Annotated in this window: 10 protein-coding genes and 1 pseudogene; 7 read left to right on the top strand and 4 right to left on the bottom strand. The window is 62.5% G+C overall.

Features of this window, described 5'->3' with window-relative positions; genetic code table 11:
* Window positions 1-101 precede the first annotated feature (101 nt).
* The 6 genes and pseudogenes from L2Z93_RS19005 (at window position 102) to L2Z93_RS18980 (ending at window position 14,811) form a co-directional block, all read left to right on the top strand.
* Complete coding sequence (locus L2Z93_RS19005) at window positions 102-4,082, top strand: Eco57I restriction-modification methylase domain-containing protein (RefSeq protein WP_090591113.1); 3,981 nt, start codon at window positions 102-104, stop codon at window positions 4,080-4,082.
* Window positions 4,079-7,528, top strand: coding sequence for a helicase-related protein (locus L2Z93_RS19000; RefSeq protein ID WP_090591094.1), 3,450 nt, complete (start codon window positions 4,079-4,081; stop codon window positions 7,526-7,528). Before L2Z93_RS19005 ends, L2Z93_RS19000 begins: the two co-directional genes overlap by 4 nt.
* Before the next feature lie 102 nt (window positions 7,529-7,630).
* Window positions 7,631-9,379 carry a hypothetical protein gene (locus L2Z93_RS18995; RefSeq protein ID WP_128111847.1) on the top strand — a complete coding sequence of 583 codons (1,749 nt, stop codon included), beginning with the start codon at window positions 7,631-7,633 and terminating at the stop codon, window positions 9,377-9,379.
* Window positions 9,380-9,563: 184 nt separating this feature from the next.
* A pseudogene (locus L2Z93_RS18990) lies at window positions 9,564-10,469 on the top strand (HsdM family class I SAM-dependent methyltransferase); the annotation flags it as partial.
* Complete coding sequence (locus tag L2Z93_RS18985) at window positions 10,466-11,701, top strand: restriction endonuclease subunit S (RefSeq protein ID WP_090591086.1); 1,236 nt, start codon at window positions 10,466-10,468, stop codon at window positions 11,699-11,701. The pseudogene L2Z93_RS18990 and the gene L2Z93_RS18985, both read left to right, overlap by 4 nt.
* 2 nt (window positions 11,702-11,703) lie before the next feature.
* The gene (locus L2Z93_RS18980; protein ID WP_090591081.1) at window positions 11,704-14,811 is read left to right on the top strand and encodes a type I restriction endonuclease subunit R; all 3,108 of its coding nucleotides are present in this window, start codon (window positions 11,704-11,706) and stop codon (window positions 14,809-14,811) included.
* A gap of 105 nt (window positions 14,812-14,916) precedes the next feature.
* On the opposite strand, the gene L2Z93_RS18975 is transcribed toward L2Z93_RS18980, so the two are convergent.
* Window positions 14,917-15,063 carry a hypothetical protein gene (locus L2Z93_RS18975; protein ID WP_162561985.1) on the bottom strand — a complete coding sequence of 49 codons (147 nt, stop codon included), beginning with the start codon at window positions 15,061-15,063 and terminating at the stop codon, window positions 14,917-14,919.
* A 235-nt stretch (window positions 15,064-15,298) separates the two neighbouring features.
* A complete protein-coding gene (locus L2Z93_RS18970; protein WP_090591069.1) occupies window positions 15,299-15,916 on the bottom strand; it encodes a DUF6308 family protein in 618 nt (205 codons plus the stop codon).
* Window positions 15,917-16,136: 220 nt separating this feature from the next.
* Here L2Z93_RS18970 and L2Z93_RS18965 point away from each other — a divergent pair, with 220 nt between their 5' ends.
* Entirely contained in the window at window positions 16,137-16,718 is a 582-nt protein-coding gene (locus L2Z93_RS18965; RefSeq protein ID WP_128111848.1) for a hypothetical protein, read from the top strand.
* A 120-nt stretch (window positions 16,719-16,838) separates the two neighbouring features.
* Here the strand turns inward: L2Z93_RS18965 and L2Z93_RS18960 are convergent, their stop codons facing one another.
* Window positions 16,839-17,243: a hypothetical protein gene (locus L2Z93_RS18960; protein WP_164886125.1), complete on the bottom strand. Its 405-nt coding sequence runs from the start codon at window positions 17,241-17,243 to the stop codon at window positions 16,839-16,841.
* Entirely contained in the window at window positions 17,240-19,702 is a 2,463-nt protein-coding gene (locus tag L2Z93_RS18955; RefSeq protein WP_234786200.1) for an AAA family ATPase, read from the bottom strand. The genes L2Z93_RS18960 and L2Z93_RS18955 overlap by 4 nt, the downstream gene beginning before the upstream one ends.
* Window positions 19,703-19,756 lie beyond the last annotated feature (54 nt).

Below are 19,756 nucleotides of genomic sequence, written 5' to 3'. Positions count from 1 at the left end.
TCGGAATCAGGCGGGTCATACACATTCCGTCGGCGACCGTGGCTAAGGTTCCGTGACGGGATCAGATCAAGATTCTGCCCAGCGGGGAGGAGATGCGCCAAGTGCGATTGACTGCCGACAAGGCCGTGACCTGGAGTGAACCATCGGCGCCCACCGGGATCACGACCGACAAGGTGTATCTGGGCCCGGATCCCCATGGACTTGGTGGTTTCCAGGTGGCAGTCGCGAGCGCAGAGACCGTCCCCTCTCGTCAGACGCTGCGCGACCTCTTCACGGCACGCAAAGGCAGGACCCAGATACAACTCGTGGTGGCGGTGGTGCATGACGGCAAAGCCCACCTCTTCGGCCCCGATCCCCAAGCGCAACCGATCGAACTCCCCGTCGAACAGGCATCGCGCCAGCTGCAGTCGATCCTTTTAGAGCCCGACGTCCTGGCTGCCACCGACCGATTCGCGGGTTTCCGCAAATCCAGCGATTCCACCGGCGTCGTGGGATTCACCAACAGCGGCCTATTCGCGACTCACCACATCCTGAGCAACGTCCCGAATCGAGCCGATTGGGAGGACCTCGGCAAGCAGGCCCTGCCGCTGCTCGGCAAGCGCCGGAAACAGCTGATCGACGCACTTGGATTCCAGACCAAACCAGGCCCGAATGGGACGTTACTGCTTTCGATCGACGGGCACCAACCTCGCGCTGTCGCCGTCCTGCTCGACGACTCCGAGCAGTTCGACGCAAAAACTCAGCGGTTCCAGCTGTCTCCCGTCGCATTCGGCCTCGCCGTGGCTTCTCGGGAGGAAGTCCCATGGCTGATGGTCCTGCGAAAGGACCAAATACGGCTGTATCCGGGACGCGATGGTGTCGGCGTCGGATCGAAGGGCCAGGCCGAGACCTACTTCGAGGTCGACCTTTCCACGGTCGACTCCGAAAATGCTGCTCTGCTGCCGCTAATCTTTTCCGCGGACGCGTTGAAAGCCGGTGGTACCGCCGATGAGCTGCTGCGCGACAGTGCGCGCTACGCCAGCGAACTTGGGGAGCGTCTTCGTGAGCGCATCTACGACGAGATTGTCCCCCCGGTCGCGGTTGAGGTAGCGACGCGCCTTGCGGCGAACGCAGAGGTGCAACTCGACGCCGATGGTCTCGCCACCGCTTACCGCATCACGCTTCGCATTCTCTTTCGCCTGCTATTTCAGGCATACGCAGAGGACCGTGGGCTGTTGCCGTCGGGCCGCAACGAAGGATTCGACGCCAACAGCCTTAAGACCAATGCTCGGCGCCTTCTGGAATCACAAACCGCCGAGTACGGGGACGCGTCGACGATCTGGCTGGATCTGATCCAAGTGTGGAATGCGATCGATCAAGGCAATCCGCAGTGGCAAATACCCGCGTACAACGGCGGCCTCTTCTCTACCGATCCGGAGCGCTCGCCTGAAGGCGCGTTGATCAAGAAGATCGAACTTCCCGACAGCGTGTTAGGCCCAGCGCTCAAGAGCTTGTTGATCGATGTCACCGACGACGATGTGCTCGGCGCAGTGGATTTCCGATCCCTCAGCGTTCGCGAGTTCGGGACGATTTACGAGGGCCTCCTGGAGAGTTCACTCTCGCTGGCTGAGCAAGACCTCACCCTCGACGAGAACGGCGCCTGGGTGCCGGCCACAAACGGTGAAGTGGTCGCGCCAGCCGGTTCGGTGTACTTCCACACCGCGTCAGGGGAAAGAAAAGCAACGGGCTCCTACTTCACCCCGAAGGTCGTCGTCGACCACCTGATCGAGCAGTCGATCGTTCCCGCTCTCACGGCTCACCTGCAGACGATTGCGGAGCACCTTGCGAAGGGTGATGGAGCGACCGCATCACGAGAGTTCTTCGACTTCCGGGTGGCGGATCTCGCGATGGGATCGGGCCATTTCCTTGTGGCGGCCGTGGACAAGATCGAAGCTCTGATGCGCACCTTCCTCACTGAGCACACGGTTCCAGGAGTCAATGAGGAGTTGTTGCGTCTGGCGGGGGTCGCGAAGGAGGCACTCGGTTCCGACGACGTCGCCAAGAGCGAGGTCGACGAAGTAGGCCTGCTGCGCCGCCAAGTTGCCCGACGTTGCGTCTACGGTCTCGACATCAACCCGATGGCGGTCGAACTCGCTCGCCTCGCCCTGTGGATCCACACCTTTGTCCCGGGTTTGCCCATGAGCAACCTCGACCACGGCCTCGTCCATGGCAATAGTTTGACCGGCATAGCAACAATCGACGAAGCATTGGATGCACTTCAACCCGGCCGCCGCCCCGGAGAACTCAGCCTTTTTGATTCGATACTCACCGACCAATTGGCCTCCGCCAAAACCCTTCTCGTCGATGTCGCGAACGCCAGCGAAGCCAACAAAGCCGAGATAGAAGAGAGCGCCCGCCTACTTGTTGAAGCGCACGAGGCCGCTGATACCGCCAGGCGAATCTTCGATGCCGCTGTGGCTGCTCGAATGGGGACACTGGCACCGAACACAGTCATGGACGAAGGGGCATTGCTCCAGATGCTCGCTCGACCCGAGGTGGCAGAGGTCGAGCAAGATTTGCTGCCAGCACATCTACCCTTTCTGTTCCCCGAGGTCTTCCTCCGCAACTCACCAGGTTTTGACGCAATCATCGGAAATCCACCTTGGGACAAAGTCCGATGGGAGGCCACGCCCTTCTGGGCAAAAGTCAGTCCAGGCCTGATGGCCCTGCCTGACACCCAGCGTGACGCGCGCATCGAAGAGCTACGCAAGGAGCGTCCGGTAGAAGCTGCCCGGGAGGCAGCCGAGATAGTCGAACGCCAGCGTCTGCAGGAATACTTCAAAAAGGTCTTCACATTGCGGGGAGGCACTCATCTAGAACTCGCACAACTGATGCTGGAGCGGGCGCTCACATCGGTGCGTTCCACCGGCCGCATAGGCCTAGTGCTACCCCGGCAGTTTCTGGTCCTGGCCGGGTGGAAACGCCTGCGAGAGAAACTCTTTGCGCACCACCGTGTCAGTCTTGTCCAAGCGCGAAATGCCGGCGGATGGATCTTCGAAGGCGTTGACGCACGCTACGCGGTGGTGCTCCTCGCTGCGGGCCCCCAGTCCGACGAGCCCATCGAAGTAATGGTAGTGACATCCTCCGCTGAGCTTCGTGCAATCGCGCCAGAGTCGATGATCAAATTCACACACGACGAGCTATCAAGCCTCTCCGAGAATTTGGTGGTCCCTTGGTTCAACGATCCTGGTGACCGACTGGTATTCGACAAGATGCGTGACTACCCGCGGCTTTCGTCGGAGGACTCATGGGTCATCGGGACCCATGATGCGCGATGGGATTTCACTCGGACCGGCCGCGATCACGGGCTGGTCGTATCAACCGAGTCCCCAGGCGCATGGCGAGTGATGATGACGCGTCACTTGGACCCGTTCTCGATCCGTAGCGTTGCAGCGAAACAGTTTGTGGACGACTTTCGCGCCCTCGCTGCGAAATCAAAAGGGGTAACGATCGATGAGCAGGGCATAGCCTCGTACGAGCCCGAGCACCCTGTAGTTCTCCTTCGATATCCGAGTCGCAGCGACGACACCCGGACTTTGATCGCATCGGCTTTGCCGGACAAAGGATTTCTTTACAACGCCGGATATGTACACGCTATCGGCCACAAAGCGGGAACCTCGGAAAACGTACTGCTTGCGCTGCTCGGTGTGCTCAACACCAACACCGAAGACTGGTGGGCACGCCGGTTCGTCGACCGGCACGTTACGAGCAAAGTGGTCAACAACCTGCCGCTACCAGCTTTGGGAGAGGCGGATATCACCACGCTTGCCGAGCGGACTGCTGTGTTGCTTCGAAATTCGGGATACACCTGCTTGGCCAGCGGCATCGATGTGGCCGGAATCGCCGACAACTCGCCGTTCAGTGGGGACAGCTACGACCGGTTGCGGGCCGGATCGGAAGCCGTTGTGGCACATGGGTTTGGGCTTCAACCAGACGACTTCGAGATTGTGCGGCGCGACTTCAGCGACGACGGCTTTCCCGCTTCCATCTTCGATCTCGCGTGCGAAATGCTGGCAACAGGATATGAGGCAGCGTCGTTGTGACTCAACTACCTGATTTCGCGACAAATCACTCGCCAAGCGAGGCTGCGGCGACTGTCGCCGACAAGGTCAACGAGTTGTTCCGCCTCTTGCGGGAGAACAAGGTGACTGCGCCGCCCATTGCAATCGCCACGGCATACGTCAATCCTGGGGGATTCTCGTTGCTCGCCGATGAGCTGGAATTGGCCCCGCGGGTCCGCCTACTGTTGGGTGCAGAGCCTGAAGCAGATTCCGTTCGGGCGATCGTGTCGGGCGACTCCGATCAAGACGCACGGCGTGATGCCGCGATCCGGCACCACCAGTCCTGGCTTGAGGCTGAGCGGGACACGATGGGTTTTGCACGGGTACCTACCGCAGAGGCCAAGCGGATGGTCGAGTGGCTTCGCACCGTCGACCTTGAGGGGAAGGCGAAGGTCGAAGTGCGCCGGTATTCCGGCGGATTCCTGCACGGCAAGACCTATCTCGTTGAGGACGGCGCAGCACAGGCCGCGATCGCCGGGTCATCCAACATGACGTATGCCGGATTGGCTCACAACGCAGAGCTCAACCTCGGTACCGGTGGAGGCACAACCTCGGCCGGAAAAGTCCGCGAGTGGTTCGACCACTTCTGGGAAATCAGCGAACCCTACGACCTGGCCGAGCTCTACGGCCGGCTGTGGGAACCACACACACCGTGGTCGATCTTCTTGCGGATGCTCTGGGAGCTCTACGGCGAACACCTTGACGCCGAAGAGAATCCGAGCATCCGAACGGGCCTGAATCTCACACGCTTTCAGGCTGACGGCGTTGCGCGGATGGAACGCCTCCTTGATGAGCACGGTGGCGTTTTGGTGGCCGACGAGGTGGGTCTCGGCAAGACATTTCTTGCCGGCGAGGTGATCTACCGGACTGCGAATATCAACCGGCAGCGGGTGCTCGTCGTTGCTCCTGCGGCGCTGAAAACATCGATGTGGGAACCGTTCCTGGAAACCCACGACTTCAGTAGGTGGGTTAAGGTCTATTCCTACGAAGAAGTCCGGAACCGCCTGGACCCAGACAAGGGTCCGATCGACGCCTTCCTTCAGGAGATCGAGGACTACTCCCTCGTGGTGATCGACGAGGCGCACAACTTGCGCAACTCTGGGGCGCAGCGTTCCGGTGCCGTCGACCGTGTCATCACGGCTGGCAGTCCCAAGAAGGTCGTTCTCCTGACGGCAACTCCCGTCAACAACTCGCTGATCGACCTCGAAACGCTCGTCAAATACTTCATCCGCGATGACGCCCGCTTCGCCTCGCTGGGAATTCCCAGCATCCGCGACTACATCCAACACGCTCAGGCGATCGACCCGACGAACCTCACACCCGAGCACTTGTTCGATCTAATGGATCAAGTCGCCGTCCGCCGGACGCGAAAGTTCGTGAAAGAACACTATGCGAATGACCTGATCACTGGACCCGACGGCAAGCCGACCACGATCAAGTTTCCGCAGCCAAAGGTGCGGCGCATCGACTACGCCCTCGACGCCGACGGACTCGCGCTTATCGATGCGATGGTGTACGCGCTCGACGATCCGACTGATCCCCACGCGCCTCACGCGTGGCAGGACCGCAGTCGAGATCCTCAGCGGCTCATGCTCGCACGCTACCTGTCGAGCATGTACACCATCGATCATGACCTGCAGGAGTACCAGATCACCAACGCTGGCTTGTTGCGGTCGGGTCTACTCAAGCGGTTGGAGTCCAGTCCGCAGGCATTGCACGCTTCGCTGGAGAAGATGATCGCCTCCCATCAGGCATTCCTCGCCGCCCTGGGCAAGGGCTATGTCCTGAAGGGCGAGGCCCTGAGTGAATGGGTCTCGTCTGACTCCGACGACCTCGACGAGTTCGTCGCCGAATTCGACCAAGACGACCAGATCGAGTCGGTCGACGGCTACCACCTCACCGAGCTTCATGCTGACGTCGAGTCTGATATCGCTCTCTTGTGCGAGTTGCGCGACCTTGCGGCGACAGTGGTTGACGGCATTGAACCCAAGGTAGACAAGCTCATTCAGGAGCTCACTGATATCGCAGCCGCAGCGCGGCGTGTTGACCCACGCGGTCTGTCGCACGCAGACCGGCGGAAGGTCATCGTGTTTTCCGCCTTCACCGACACCATCATTCCCATCCACGAAGCGGTCGTCGAAGCAATCAACAACGCGCCTGCTGACTCGCCATTGGCCGACTACCGCGATCGTGTCGCGCCGCCGATCATGGGCTCCTACGCGACGGCACACGAACGAGGCGCTAGCGGCGGTGTTGACCAGGGTGGCCGCGCATCGACAATTGCCGGGTTCGCGCCACAAACCGCTGGCCCGCGCAACGCTGCGGGCGAGGCGATGGCCAAGGACGAGTTCGACATACTCTTCAGTACCGACGTCCTCGCTGAAGGCGTGAACCTGCAGCAGGCGGGCCAAATGATCAACTACGACCTGCCGTGGAATCCGATGCGGATTGTCCAGCGCCACGGCCGAGTCGACCGCATCGGATCAAAGCATGACTACGTCTACCTCGGTCTTTTCTTCCCGGCGGCGCGCCTTGATGCCCTGCTTGAACTGGAGGCACGACTGGAGGCAAAGCTGGCGCTCGCCGATGCCGCAGTCGGAGCTGGCGAAGTGCTCCCCGGGCGTGGACCCGGCCATGAAGTGAATCTGGCCGACGACCAGGTGATCGACGAGTTCGAGAGACTGCTCGACGCTGGCGGCTCAAGCGCTTCACTCTCCGGTGAGGAGTACCGCCGCCGTCTCTTCGGCGCCTTCAACATGGAACCGCTCGTGAAGTCCGATGTGCTTGACCTGCCGTATGGATCTGGCAGTGGCTTCGTGAACCCGGTTGTGCAAGGTAACGGCTACGTCTTCTGCATCAAGATCGGCCCCAGTGCTAAGCCCTGGTTCCGCTACGTCCCTACTGCCGATGACTGGACGATCAGATACACCGACGACGGATCGCCGATCGTCTGGTCTGACACCTTGCTATCGCTTCGCGTCGCTGACCCGCAGGACGCCGTTGCTGAGCGCTGGCTGCCAGCTGAGGTCTACGACAAAGCCTTTGACGCATGGGAAGTCGCACGCAACGACGCCTACAGAGCCTGGAAAGACCTCACCGACCCCAACGCCTTCCAGCCCGACCTGCCTCTCTCCTTCAGAGACGCCTACTCGCTCGTATTCCGCAGGGGCGGGTACCTCGGGCGGGAGGCGCAGATCGATCTCGCAAACCGACTCCGCAGCGTTCCGTCCGCGAAGGTTTCTCGCCAAGTGCGTGGAGCACTCAACCAGGGCCGGACCGACGAAGAGCGAATTGCGCTGGTTACCGAAGTGCTCGACGAGGCAGGTATAACCGCACCGCCGCCCCGAGAACCCCTGCCCGACATTGAGGAGCATGAGGTGCGACTGGTGACGTGGATGGCGGTCCAAGGAACTCGCGGGATTCGATAGAGCGAAAGGCCGCCCATAGACGCCGGTGTAGGCGATAACGCCCGAAACATTTTCTGCGGGGTGGATTTCGGGCACAGAGTGCCCAAGAGAAGGGTGGTGAACGTGGCGCGCGTCGAGTGGACACGAATGGACGGCGATGACATCGAGGCTGTCGTCGGAATGTTCATCTGCAGCGATTTTCCGAACGCAGTCCGCGTCCGGCCCAGCCAAGGCGATGGTGGAGTCGATATCTTCGTCCCTGGTCCCAACGGGTTCGCACAGCAACGCGCGGTCTACCAAGTCAAGAAGTTCAATGCGAACCTGTCAAGCAGTCAAAAGCGGAAGATCACCAGGTCGTTCAACACCGTCGTTGCAGCCAGTAAGAAGGAGGGCTGGGAAATCTCTGAGTGGCACCTGATCATGCCACTCGACCTCACTGACCACAACCTTGCCCAGTGGCTGAAGGATCTGACAAGTGATGCTGAATTCCCTTGTGAGACACATGGTCTCTTGTACTGCGACACAAAAGCTGCTCAGTACCCCAAGATCGTCGACTACTACGTCCGTGATGGCAAAGAGCGGCTGGAAGCTGCCATGAACAACCTCACCGCGATCATCGCGCACCGCAGTGACCGCCGATCAGATGAATCGTTAGTTGCCACCGACGTGATATCCGATCTCACATCGATCTACAAGGCGCTCAACGACTACGACCCGTTCTACCGGTACGAGTTCGCAGTTTCAGACAATCCTCCGCCCTTGGAACCGCCTGATGAACCCGGACTCGTTGGAGTGCATGCGATGCAACGTGATTCGGTATGGATCACAATCAAGATATTCGCGCTATCGACGGCGTCTCTGGAGCAGCGGCCCATCGGCGGCGAATTCCAGGTAACCGTTCCCGACGGCGACGACGAACTCCGCCAGCAATTTCAGAAGTACATCGACTACGGAGCGCCCGTGACGATGCCGCGAGGTACCGTCAGTGGCTCACTCGAACTTCCGGGAGGACTCGGCGGGCAGCTCGAGCATGCAAGCCTTCAAATACTGGAGGTGCCCGACGAAGATCAGACTAATCCTGCGGAGCTGCTCGTCGCCGTCGTTGAGCCAGACTCTGACACGGTCATCGCCAGCACCACCATCAGGAGAATTGCTCTATCGGTGGGCCAGACCGGTCTGCGCAGCGTGTTCGCCGACCAGGCGAATCTCTTCACACTGGAGATGTTGACGGCGGCCGGCCATCTAGACGGACGGATGGCCCTCACCGTTGAGTACGACCTCGCCGGCCGCAGGCCCGCCGAACTCGTCGACAGCCTCAAAGTCCTATCCGCATGGCGAACGCCGAACCGCCTTGCGTTCGCCCCGACCTTCGGCCCACGAAACTACGGGGTTGTTGCCTCCATCGATACCGATCGTGACGGAGACTCGGCAAGATGGGCGTTGGTGTGCGATGCGCTCGCCCGGATCCAAGACCATGTTCCAGAGCTGCTCACGATGCCCGCCGAGATGTCGGGCCAGGAGGCGTCGAGCATCATCGGGGCCGCCGACCTGGTATCGGGTCAAACCGTCACCGGATCGACGTCCGGAGCGTTCACCGTGTACCACCAGGCAGCCGAATCTGAGATTGCGCGCGAACCTGACCGCCTCTACGAGTTCATTGTGATCAAGGCAATCGAGATCTCGCTCGGCGACGAAGCGATCACCGTGGGCAAGCAAGCTATGTTCTTGCGCGGGTATTACACAGAGATCACGCAAGACCATTCAAAGATAGAACCACTCGGCGAGGCGGTTAGTGCTCGCTACGACGGCGAATTGGAAGTCACGCGGGTTCTTGCGAGGTACGCGCCCATACCGCCCGACGTGGTGGGGTGAGCGTCCGTCGGAGCTGCCAAACCAGCCGATAGAGCTTATCGGCTGTGCCACCTGATGTCGGTGTAGTCGAGTCAGCGCGGTCAGCAGCAGATCAGTCTCAGGTGTGTGGGTTGCGGCTAGGTCTGTCAGGCGTGGACGATGATGCGGGTGAGGGTGGCGTGATCGCAACACGCCGAAACCCTGTACGGAACCGCCCTACGGCGTGGACTGGAAAGCTGCCCAGGAGTCGGTGAAAAAAGAAGCGCTGCGGCAGAACTCGCGGTTCTCCCACGGTCTGCCGGCGATCGGCGATGGCCAGATGCTCTTCCTGTGTCACTTGGCGTCGAAGATGCGGCCCGCGCACGATGGGGGTGGGCGGGCCGGCATCGTCCTAAACGGCTCCCCCCTGTTCAACGGGGCTGCCGAATCCGGGCCGTCACAAATCCGGCATTGGCTGCTGGAATCCGACCTGGTCGAGGCGATCATCGCGCTGCCGACGAACATGTTCTTCAACACCGGCATCGCCACCTACATCTGGCTGCTCGACAACACCAAGCGCCCGGAACGCCGCGGCAAGGTCCAGTTGATCGACGCGACCTCGTTCTGGACCAAGATGCGCAAGAGTCTCGGCGCGAAGAGCCGCGAACTCGACGAAGCGGCCCGCGACAAGATCATCGCGCTGTACGACGCGTTCGACGACGCTGATCCCGATTTCTCGAAGGTGTTCACCGCCAACGACTTCGGCTACTGGACCATCACCGTCGAGCGGCCCCTGCTGACCGAAACCGGGAAGGTGTCGACGGACCGGAAAGGCAACCCGAAACCGGACCCGAAGAAACGCGACACCGAGAATGTGCCGTTCACCTACGGCGGCAACACCGACGGGGATGCCGGCAGGGATGCGACCATCAAGGCGTACTTTGACGCCGAAGTCCTCCCACACGTCCCCGACGCCTGGGTCGACACCGCGAAAACGAAAGTCGGGTACGAGATCCCGTTCACCCGGCACTTCTACAAGTACATCCCACCGCGGCCGCTGGCCGAGATCGACGCTGACCTGGAGAAGCAGGTCGCCAAGATTATGGAGCTGCTGCGGGAGGTGGAGGGATGATGTGGCACGAGCGGCGCGTCAGCGAGATGGCGGAGCTAGTGAATGGATTCCCGTTCGAGTCTGCAAATTTTCGGGATCGAGGGCCAGTTCCACTCGTCCGCATCCGCGACATCCTGAACGAGCCTTTCTTAACTTTTGTACCCAGCGCGATAGTTCCTGACTCGGCCCTGATCGAGAACGGTGATGTCGTTATCGGTATGGACGGTGATTTCAACCTCGTCTACTGGAGGCGAGGCGTGGCGGCGCTGAATCAGAGGCTGTGCCTTCTCCGTTCGAACGGACGGTCAGACCTGCGTTTCCTCGCGTACGCACTGCCCCCGCATCTGAAGGTCATCAACGATCTGACCTACTCCACGACGGTGAAGCACCTTTCGTCTGCGCAGGTGCGGGCGATAAGACTTCCGGCCCCGGATATCGAGGAGCAAGGGGTGATAGCTGACTTCCTGGACCGTGAGACCGCCCGGATCGACCCACTCATCGCGGAGCAACAGAGGCTCATCGAACTGCTGCGGGAACGTCGACAGGCCACCATTGAAGCAGCGACCGGGCACGGAGTCGATGAACCCGTCTCCATGAGGTCAAGTGGGTTGTCTTGGTCTACTGAGATTCCGGAGCATTGGGTGGTCGCGAACATCCGCAGGTTTGCAACTATGAAAACCGGGCACACGCCGAGTAGAAGCAACGCTGAGTATTGGGTTGATTGCACCATCCCGTGGTTCACGCTGGCGGATGTATGGCAACTGAGGGACGGAAAGCGGACATACCTCGGAGCGGCGGCCAACCTGATCAGCGAGGCAGGTCTTGCAAATTCGTCCGCTGAACTGCTGCCTGCGGGCACCGTTGTACTCTCCCGGACCGCTTCTGTCGGGTTCAGTGGTGTTATGCCCGTCCCGATGGCGACAAGCCAGGACTTCTGGAACTGGATCCCTGGCGACCGACTCGACGGTACCTACCTGATGTGGGTCTTTCGTGCCATGTTCCGAGAGTTCCAGGCCATGATGATCGGTTCCACACACAAGACGATCTACCAGTCCACGGCCGCGGCTATTCGCATCCCCGTTCCGCCCCTTGATGAGCAGCGGCGCATAGTCGCCTACCTCGACGAGCAGACCACCAAGGTCGACGCCCTGATCGCCGAGGCGGAGCGGTTCATTGAGCTCGCTCGGGAGCGTCGCTCGGCGCTGATCACGGCTGCGGTGACCGGTCAGATCGATGTTCGGGAAGCGGCTTGACGATGGCTCAGCACAACGAGATTGCGTTTGAGAAGGAGATCGCGGAATATCTCGCGGAGCATGGCTGGCTGTACTCGACGAGCGACGCCGGCTATGACCGCGAGCGCGCCCTATTTCCCGAGGACGTTCTGGGTTGGCTGGAGGACACGCAGCCGGAGCAGTTGGAGAAGGTGGTCAAGCCCGGCTCCAAGGACATCGTCAAGCAGCAGGCCCAGTTGCTGGATCGGGTGGTGAAAGTCCTTGACACCCCTTTGGACAACGGCGGCGGCACCCTGAACGTGCTCCGTAAGGGGTTTTCGCATCTGTCGGCGAAGTTCGCGATGTGTGTGTTCGAACCCGAGTCCACACTGAACGCCAAGCGCAACGCCGACTACGCGGCGGTGCGGCTGCGGGTGATGCGCCAAGTGCACTTTTCCACCGCCGACCGGCGATCGGTGGATTTGGTGTTCTTCGTCAACGGGCTTCCGGTGGCCACCGCCGAGTTGAAGACGGATTTCACGCAGACCATCGCGGACGCGGTCAACCAGTACAAGACTCGGCTGCCGAAGGACTTCGCGACGGGGAAGGCGCAGCCGCTATTCGAATCGGGTGCGCGGGCGCTGGTGCATTTCGCGGTGTCCAACGACGAAGTGTGGATGACTACCCGCCTTGCCGGCGAGAAGACCCATTTCCTGCCGTTCAACCGAGGCACCGAGGCCGGCGGTGCCGGAAACCCATTGAACCCGAACGGCTCCCGCACGTCGTATCTGTGGGAGCGGGTATTTCAGCGCGATGCGTGGCTGAACATCCTGGGCCGGCTGATGTACATCAAGCACGAGGCCACGACGGATCCGATCAGTGGGAAGACCACCAAGTCCTCGACGCTGCGATTCCCGCGGTTCCACCAGTGGGAGGCCGTCACCGAACTCACTGCCGCCGTCACCACCGAGGGTGTGGGCAAGCGGTACCTGATCCAGCACTCGGCCGGCTCCGGCAAGACCGATTCAATCGCCTGGACCGCGCACCGGATGGCCAGGCTGCAGGTCGAGAACAAGAAGGTCTTCGATTCGGTCATCGTCGTCACCGACCGCAACGTCCTCGACGCCCAGCTGCAGGATGCGATCAAGCAGATCGACAACGATGCGGGCATCGTCGTCGCGATCGACCGCGACGAGGCCGCCAAGGCCGGTGGCTCGAAATCAGGACTGCTGGCCAAGGCCCTGACCGACGGCAAGCTGATCATCGTCGTCACCATCCAGACGTTCCCGTTCGCGATGGAAGAGATCCGAAAGAACAAGGGCCTCAACGGTAAGACGTTCGCGGTCATCGCCGACGAGGCGCACTCCTCGCAGTCCGGGCAGACCGCTGCGCAATTGAAGGCGGTCCTCACGGCCGAGGAGCTGCAGGAGATCGAAGAGGGCGGTGAGATCGACGTCGAGGCGATCCTCGCCGCGGAGGCCACCGAGCGAGCCGCATCGGCGAACATCTCCTACTTCGCGTTCACCGCCACCCCGAAAGCCAAGACCCTGGAACTGTTCGGACGCGAACCCGCTCCGGGGGAGAACCCAGTGCCGTTCCACGTGTACACGATGCGCCAGGCCATCGAGGAGGGCTACATCCTCGACGTGCTGAGCGGGTATCACTCGTTCAAGCTGGCGTTCCAGATCGGGCAGAACGCCGGCGGAGGCGAAGACGTCGACCAGAGCGAAGCCACCAAAGCGGTGATGAAGTGGGTCAAGCTCAACCCACAGACCATCTCCCAGAAGTCGGCGATCATCGTCGAGCACTTCCGGGAGAACGTCGCGCAGCTGCTGGACGGGCACGCGAAGGCGATGGTGGTCACCGACTCCCGCAAAGCCGCGGTCCGCTACAAGCTGGCGATCGACGACTACATCGCTAAGAAGGGCTACGGCTACGGCACGCTGGTCGCGTTCTCCGGCACCGTCCACGACCCGGAGTCCGGGCCGGATGACTTTAGTGAGACGACCATGAATCCGGGGGTGCGGGATCTGCGGACCGCGTTCAACGGCGATGACCGACAGATCATGATCGTCGCCAACAAGTTCCAGACCGGATTCGACCAGCCACTGCTGTGCGCGATGTACGTCGACCGGATCCTCTCGGGTGTGACTGCGGTGCAGACCCTTTCGCGGCTCAACCGCACCTACCGCACCCCATCAGGTGTCTCCAAGACCGCGGCGATGACGCAGGTCGTGGACTTCGTCAACGAGCCCGCCGCGATCCGGGAAGCGTTCGAGCCGTACTTCACCGACGCCTACCTGGAGACGGCGACCGATCCGAACCTGGTGCACGACCTGTCGGCCAAGCTCGACACTGCCGGCATTTACACCCAAGCCGAGGTCGACCAGTGCGCGGAAGCGTTCGTGAAAGGCAAGGGCAACAGCGCTCTTGCCGGCGCGGTGGGGCCGGGGCAGAAACGCTTCGCCGAGCGATACACCGCGGCGCTGATCCACAACGGTGGCGAGGGGGACAAGGCCGCGCTCGCCGAGTTGGATATGTTCCGCAAGGACGTCGGATCCTTTGTCCGGCTGTACGACTTCATGTCCCAGATCGTCGACTACGGCGACCCCGAGCTGGAGAAGAAGCAGATCTACCTGCGGCTGCTCGAGCGGTTCATCCAGTCGGAGAACTACACCGCGCCCATCGACCTATCCGACGTGGTGCTCAAGAAGGTCACCCAGGTCGACCGCGGCAAGGTCGACATCGGCCTCGGGACTCGCGTCGGTCTGGTGGGTATGACAGCCGCCGGCTCCGGCGAAAAACGCGATCCCACAATGGTCGCGCTGCAGCAAGTACTCGACCGGCTCAACGACCTGTTCGGATCCGAGGACTTCACCACGGCCCAGAAGGAATCGTTCCTGGAGTCCCTGTTGCAGACCCTGCTTGATGACCATGCGCTGGTGCAGCAGGCAAAGGTCAACTCCGCCAAGCAGTTTGTCGAATCACCCGACTTCGATGACGCGGTCACCGGTGCCGTCGCCGACAACCACGGCGCGCACGAAAAGATGAGTGACTACTTCTTCACGAACGCGCCCGGCCGGGAGCACCTCATCTCCGACATCGCAAAGTGGTTCTACCAAGTCGTGAGTGCAGAAGGGTCGACTGCGTGAGGGTGTAAGGCCAGACGTCGACACTGCGCCGACTCCACCTTTACCCGCGACGGTGGGGGTCAGCTGCTGGCATGGCGCAATCAAGGTTCGGGCGGACGCGGGTGTTCATCCCACCGGCACCCAGACGAACGCCGGCGGCGGGCACCACAACGCGAACCGGCCGCCGTCGACCGGGCTGGCCCACTGGTGCGACTCCGAGGCCAAACACGGCGTCCCGGCCACACGCGGACCCACGCCGATCCCATCATCCATACCCCACTCATCCGGGGTGATCGGGTCATCGGCGACAGCCGGGCCCGCGAAAACAGCGCCTAGGACAGAGGTAGCGGCGAGCCCGCCGGCGAGTTTCCCCCACATATCGGGCAGCCTACTCAGCCTGCTGATCAACGATGTGGTTTCCGTGGCCGCGGTGAGACAGGGTGAATAACTGCACGTCAGAAAGACGCATCACGCGGAGGTTGAGACCGTGCAGTCGTCGTGAACGGTGTCAGGCTGTGGGGCCGGTGCGTTTCCCGGCGCGCCACAGAGCGACATCGATGCGACGTAGCAGACTGACGTGAGGCGGGGCGGAGTCGCATACGGTGGCGATGGCCTCGCGCCGCGGGGTGTCGGATAGCTCGTCGTGCAGGGTCACCCAGAACAGTCCTTTGGGCGGATTCAAGTAGTCGTTCACGACGTTGTCCAGGACGGGCAGGAGTCTCGGCCGTTTGGCGGCCAACAACTTGCAGGCGACTACCCAATCGACACCCCGCAGAGTGCGCAGTTCCCGATGCAAGCTGTCGGCGGGGCTGCCGACGCTGAGGTCGAGTCGCGGGACCTCCCAGAGGTCCTGTTCACGCGGGATTCGGCGCAGCAGAGCGTTGAAGCGCTCGGTCTCGGTGAGTAGTAGCCGGGCAGCGGCTTCTGGGGGCATTGCGACGCTCAGCGCCTCCACGGCGAGCACGTCGGTGGCCTCGAACTGGTTCGGGTCGCCGATGGCGGCGAATTCGTCGAACCAGCGACCGGCAAAGGGCTTTGCTCCACCGAAGTAGCTCTCTAGGTCAGCGCGGACCTGGTCGACGTTGTCGGTGAACCATTCGGCGAGGTCGCGTTCGAATCCAGGCATTCGGCCATCTTGCCTGCCACCACTGACACCACCGATTCGTTTGGGTCAGCTCCGTTCATCTCGCCGGATCTGCACCGCTGAGACCGACTGCGCAGATTCGAGGCTCTCGGTGTCGGCCCCGGGCCCTAGTCTCGGGTGAAGGGAGCAGCGCGTTGGCCGACCCGAGCACTGGAGCTGACATGGCTAGCGGCGGCGACGACGGCCAGGAGGGGGAACGAATATGGAGAAGCCGGAACCGGATTGGATGGATGGAAGAGTTCGGTTGAGAGACGGCAAACTGATTGTCCAAGGCCGATTGAAATGGCCAACGGACACCGGGGTCACCCCCGATGCGGCGGTCGAGGCAGTGTGGAAGCGCATCCAGGAGCTTCCATCGATGAAGATGGCGTGCGGATATGTCGGCCGCGAACTCAACGTCAGCCCGACACTGCTCTACGCGTGGGTGCTCAAGGACCAGGGTGACGCCCGCGAGCGCTCTCCTGCGATCGCTGAGCCGTACACGACCACCATCGCTGAGATCTCTTCGCTGCCGGATGGAGCGGTGGTGCGGGTGTCCGGGCGGGTGGTCGGTGTTCAACGGCGTTCGACCACCCGAGGGATGCCTTGGGTGAAATTCGGGCTCTGGCAACAGGATCGATTCGTTGAGGTCACAGCATTCGGTGAGACATACGAGCAGGGCGGTCACTTGGTTGCCGAAGACGCTGTGGTGACGGTCGAAGGCCGGAAGTGGTTTCACGAAGAGACCACCATCGCGGCTGTGACGGTGACGCGGACGACCGGAACCGACACGTTGGGTGGCTGAGTCGAAGGCCCGACACGCACCTGCGTTACGTCATTGCTGGGGCGTAGCTGATGAGGATTCGGAAAACTCGCACCCGCGGAGGGAGTCCGCACGCTGCCGAACTCCGGTTGAACGGGGATGTCACTTGCTGACCGTATCGTCCGACGCGGAACCTACCGACGATTCCGGCATCCTGCCAAGGCAGGCCCGCTCGACGGCGGCGCACTGCGCTCGCACCTCGGGAACCGTCGGCGACAACTGGTAGGCGTGGTGGTGGCAGAAGGTTGTCAGCTGGTGCCATGCGTCGATGAGCACAGGCCCGGCGGGTGTGGTGTCGAGCGACTTGAGCACGGCCAGTCTTGCTCTCGTGGTTCCCGTTACCACCGGGACACCGGTCAGCGCGGCGCAGCGGGCGTCGATCAGATCTTCCACCGCCTGTCGAGCGAGGAAGGCCGCGAGGCGCGCCGAGTTCCCCACCGCTGCGCGATCGGGTGACCGGAGGAGAGCATCGGCGCGTGCCAGCAGTGCCTCGGCGGCGGTGGTCACTGGCCCGCCACGATGTCGCGAACGGTGTCGCGGAGGTCCTGGATGGCTCTGCGGTCCAAGGTGGCACCGCGGTGGGTGCCTGATGCGGAAATCGCCAGTGTCGGGAACCTGTGCGGCCGATACGACTTCCAGCCGGACACGTCTCCGTCGGCGGCCCCGGCAACAGTGAGCGCCACCTTTCGCTGGGTGGTCTTTGCCTGTTCCCACGCGGCGTCGGTCTCGTGGTGTGGAGCACCGGCCTTCGCGCGTTCGCCGAAATACCGCTGGTGGGCAGCGGCTTCGATCGCCATCCGGAACAGGCCTGGTGCCGCCTTCCGCTTGATCAGGTCGTCGATGTCGTCGTCGAGGATGAGGGCTTCGGCGTCGGCGACGTACCGGTCTGCGGGTAGGTCGTTCGCCTTCACCACGACCTGTGATCCCTGCTCCCGGGTGACGTCGAGCAACTGGGCTGGCACCGAGCGTGCGCGGATCGCAGCGGGCAACCGGTCGTCGTGCGAGAACACGATCACCTGCCGTGTCTTACCGAGCTCGACGAGGACATCGAGGAACCCCGCGATCTTGGCGGGGTCCATGGCCTGGATTGGGTCGTCGAGCACCAGGAAGCGAAAAGGGCTCGCCGGCGTGGTGGCCCGCGGGATGAACATAGCGAGCGCCAACGCGTGCAGCTCGCCTTGGCTCATCACCGTCAGCGCGCCGGTCGATACCCCGTCCACGGCACCGTCTACGACAACGTGACGGCGGTTGGCCACGCCCTCAAGGCTGATGTTGCCGATGTCGACGTTGCTCTCGTGCCGCATCCGTTGCCAGAACTCACTTGTCTGGTCCACCATCGGTGCCAGACGCCGCTCCCGCAACGTGTCGGCGGCCTCGCGCAAGCACTTCAATGCTCGCTTGACCTTGTCGAGGCTCGCGTCGTCTTCGCGGGCCGCGGTCTCCAGCTCGACCCAGGCGACGATCGCACCAGCAACAGGAGCCCACGCGTCTTCCAGGCTGTCCGCGCGCTCCCCAGCTTCCTTCCGCAGCGCCGCGGCCGCTTCGTTGAGCTCCATGGCGGCCAGCTCGACGTGGCCGGGTCGGTCGGCCAGGGCGGGCGGCGCAGTGCGCGCGCTCTTCAGCGCTGCCGCGAACGGTGCCAGCGCGGCCATGTCAACCCCCTCGACCACGACCACATCAGCGACCTCCCCGAAGAAGTTGTCGGCCGCCGACCGGGCCTTCTTCAGTCGCAAGGCCAGGGCCTGATGCTCTGCAGTGCTCGCTTCGGCCATCCTTAGGCGTTCCTCGGCCGCGGTGCGCCAGGCACCGTCGAGGGTCCCGGTCTCGCATACCGGGCAGGGCCCATCGCCGGCGTCGGCATGCAGGTGCAGCGCGTCGCGTAGTAGACCCGCCCGTGCGGTCAGGGCCTTCACGGCGGAGTCGTCACCGGCCGCGTGCGCATCGATGGCCGCCCGCAGCTCCCCGGCGACCTCCGAGGCCTTGGCCAGCTGCGGGACTTCGAGCGCCGCGATCCTCCGCAACTTCGCGATGGTGGCGGCCTGGTCGGTCACCGTGCCCAACGTCGTCGCCTTGATCGCGTCAAGGTCGTAGGGCACGCGCGCGGTGAGCTTCTTCACCTGTTCCGCGCGAGTGTCGGTGGCCTCGCTCAGGGAGTTGCGCAGGCGGGTGCGGGCTTCGTTCGCCGACTTGCGCGCCCCACCGAGCTGCTTCTCGGCGTCCTTGAGTCGACCCTCGGCCGCGGCGACCTCGTCTAGCCCGAGCAGCGTGTCGAGCGCGTCGTACAACGCGGCCTGCCCTTCTTCGAAGACCCCGCCGAGCTCGTCGTACGACATGAGCGGCCGGTGAGTCTTGAGCGCCTGATCCCAGCCGAGTGCTGCAACGCTCTCCCGCTTCTGCCCCTTGACCTGTGACCAGTGTTCGGCCGCGTACAGTTTGCCGTCCGGCGGCCAATCCACACCGATAGTTGCGACGGTCCCGGTGCGGTTGTCGTCGGGTTCCATCGCAAAGTCGATCTTGATGGATGCCGGTTCTCCGGCGTGCAGGTTCCGCCACGACGCCTGCCAGTGCTGACCCTTCTTGGCTTCCCACCGGTAGCTGGTGCCGGTGAGCGCAAACTCCAGCGCCTCGGCGAAGCTGGATTTGCCGGAGCCGTTGCGGCCGCTGATCACGGTGATCCCGCGGTAGGGGTTCAACTCCAAGGTGGTGCGCCCGCCGATGCCGCGGAACCCCGACACTGTGATGGATCGGAGGAACCCACGTAGCGGGGGCGGAGCGTCGATCGTCTCGACTTTCGGCCGCTCCGGTACCGGTGCATCCCCGCCGAGTTGATCGGCGAACTCGCCGCCGCCCCGCATCGCCGCCGCGACGAGGTACACGGTCTCCTCGGCCACCAACTCGTTGTCGGCCAGTAGCTCCCAGACCTCCGCCTCGACCGAACCGCCGAGCCCCGCACCGTCCACTGTCACGTCTCCCTCACAACCGGATGTGTACGCAGCCTCGCACAGAGTTCCGACTTGGTC

It is taken from the genome of Mycolicibacterium brumae, from assembly GCF_025215495.1.
In the GTDB taxonomy this organism is placed as follows: Bacteria; Actinomycetota; Actinomycetes; order Mycobacteriales; family Mycobacteriaceae; genus Mycobacterium; species Mycobacterium brumae.
The sequence above is the reverse complement of the archived record's forward strand: the minus strand, read 5'-3'. Positions and strand labels throughout refer to the sequence as shown.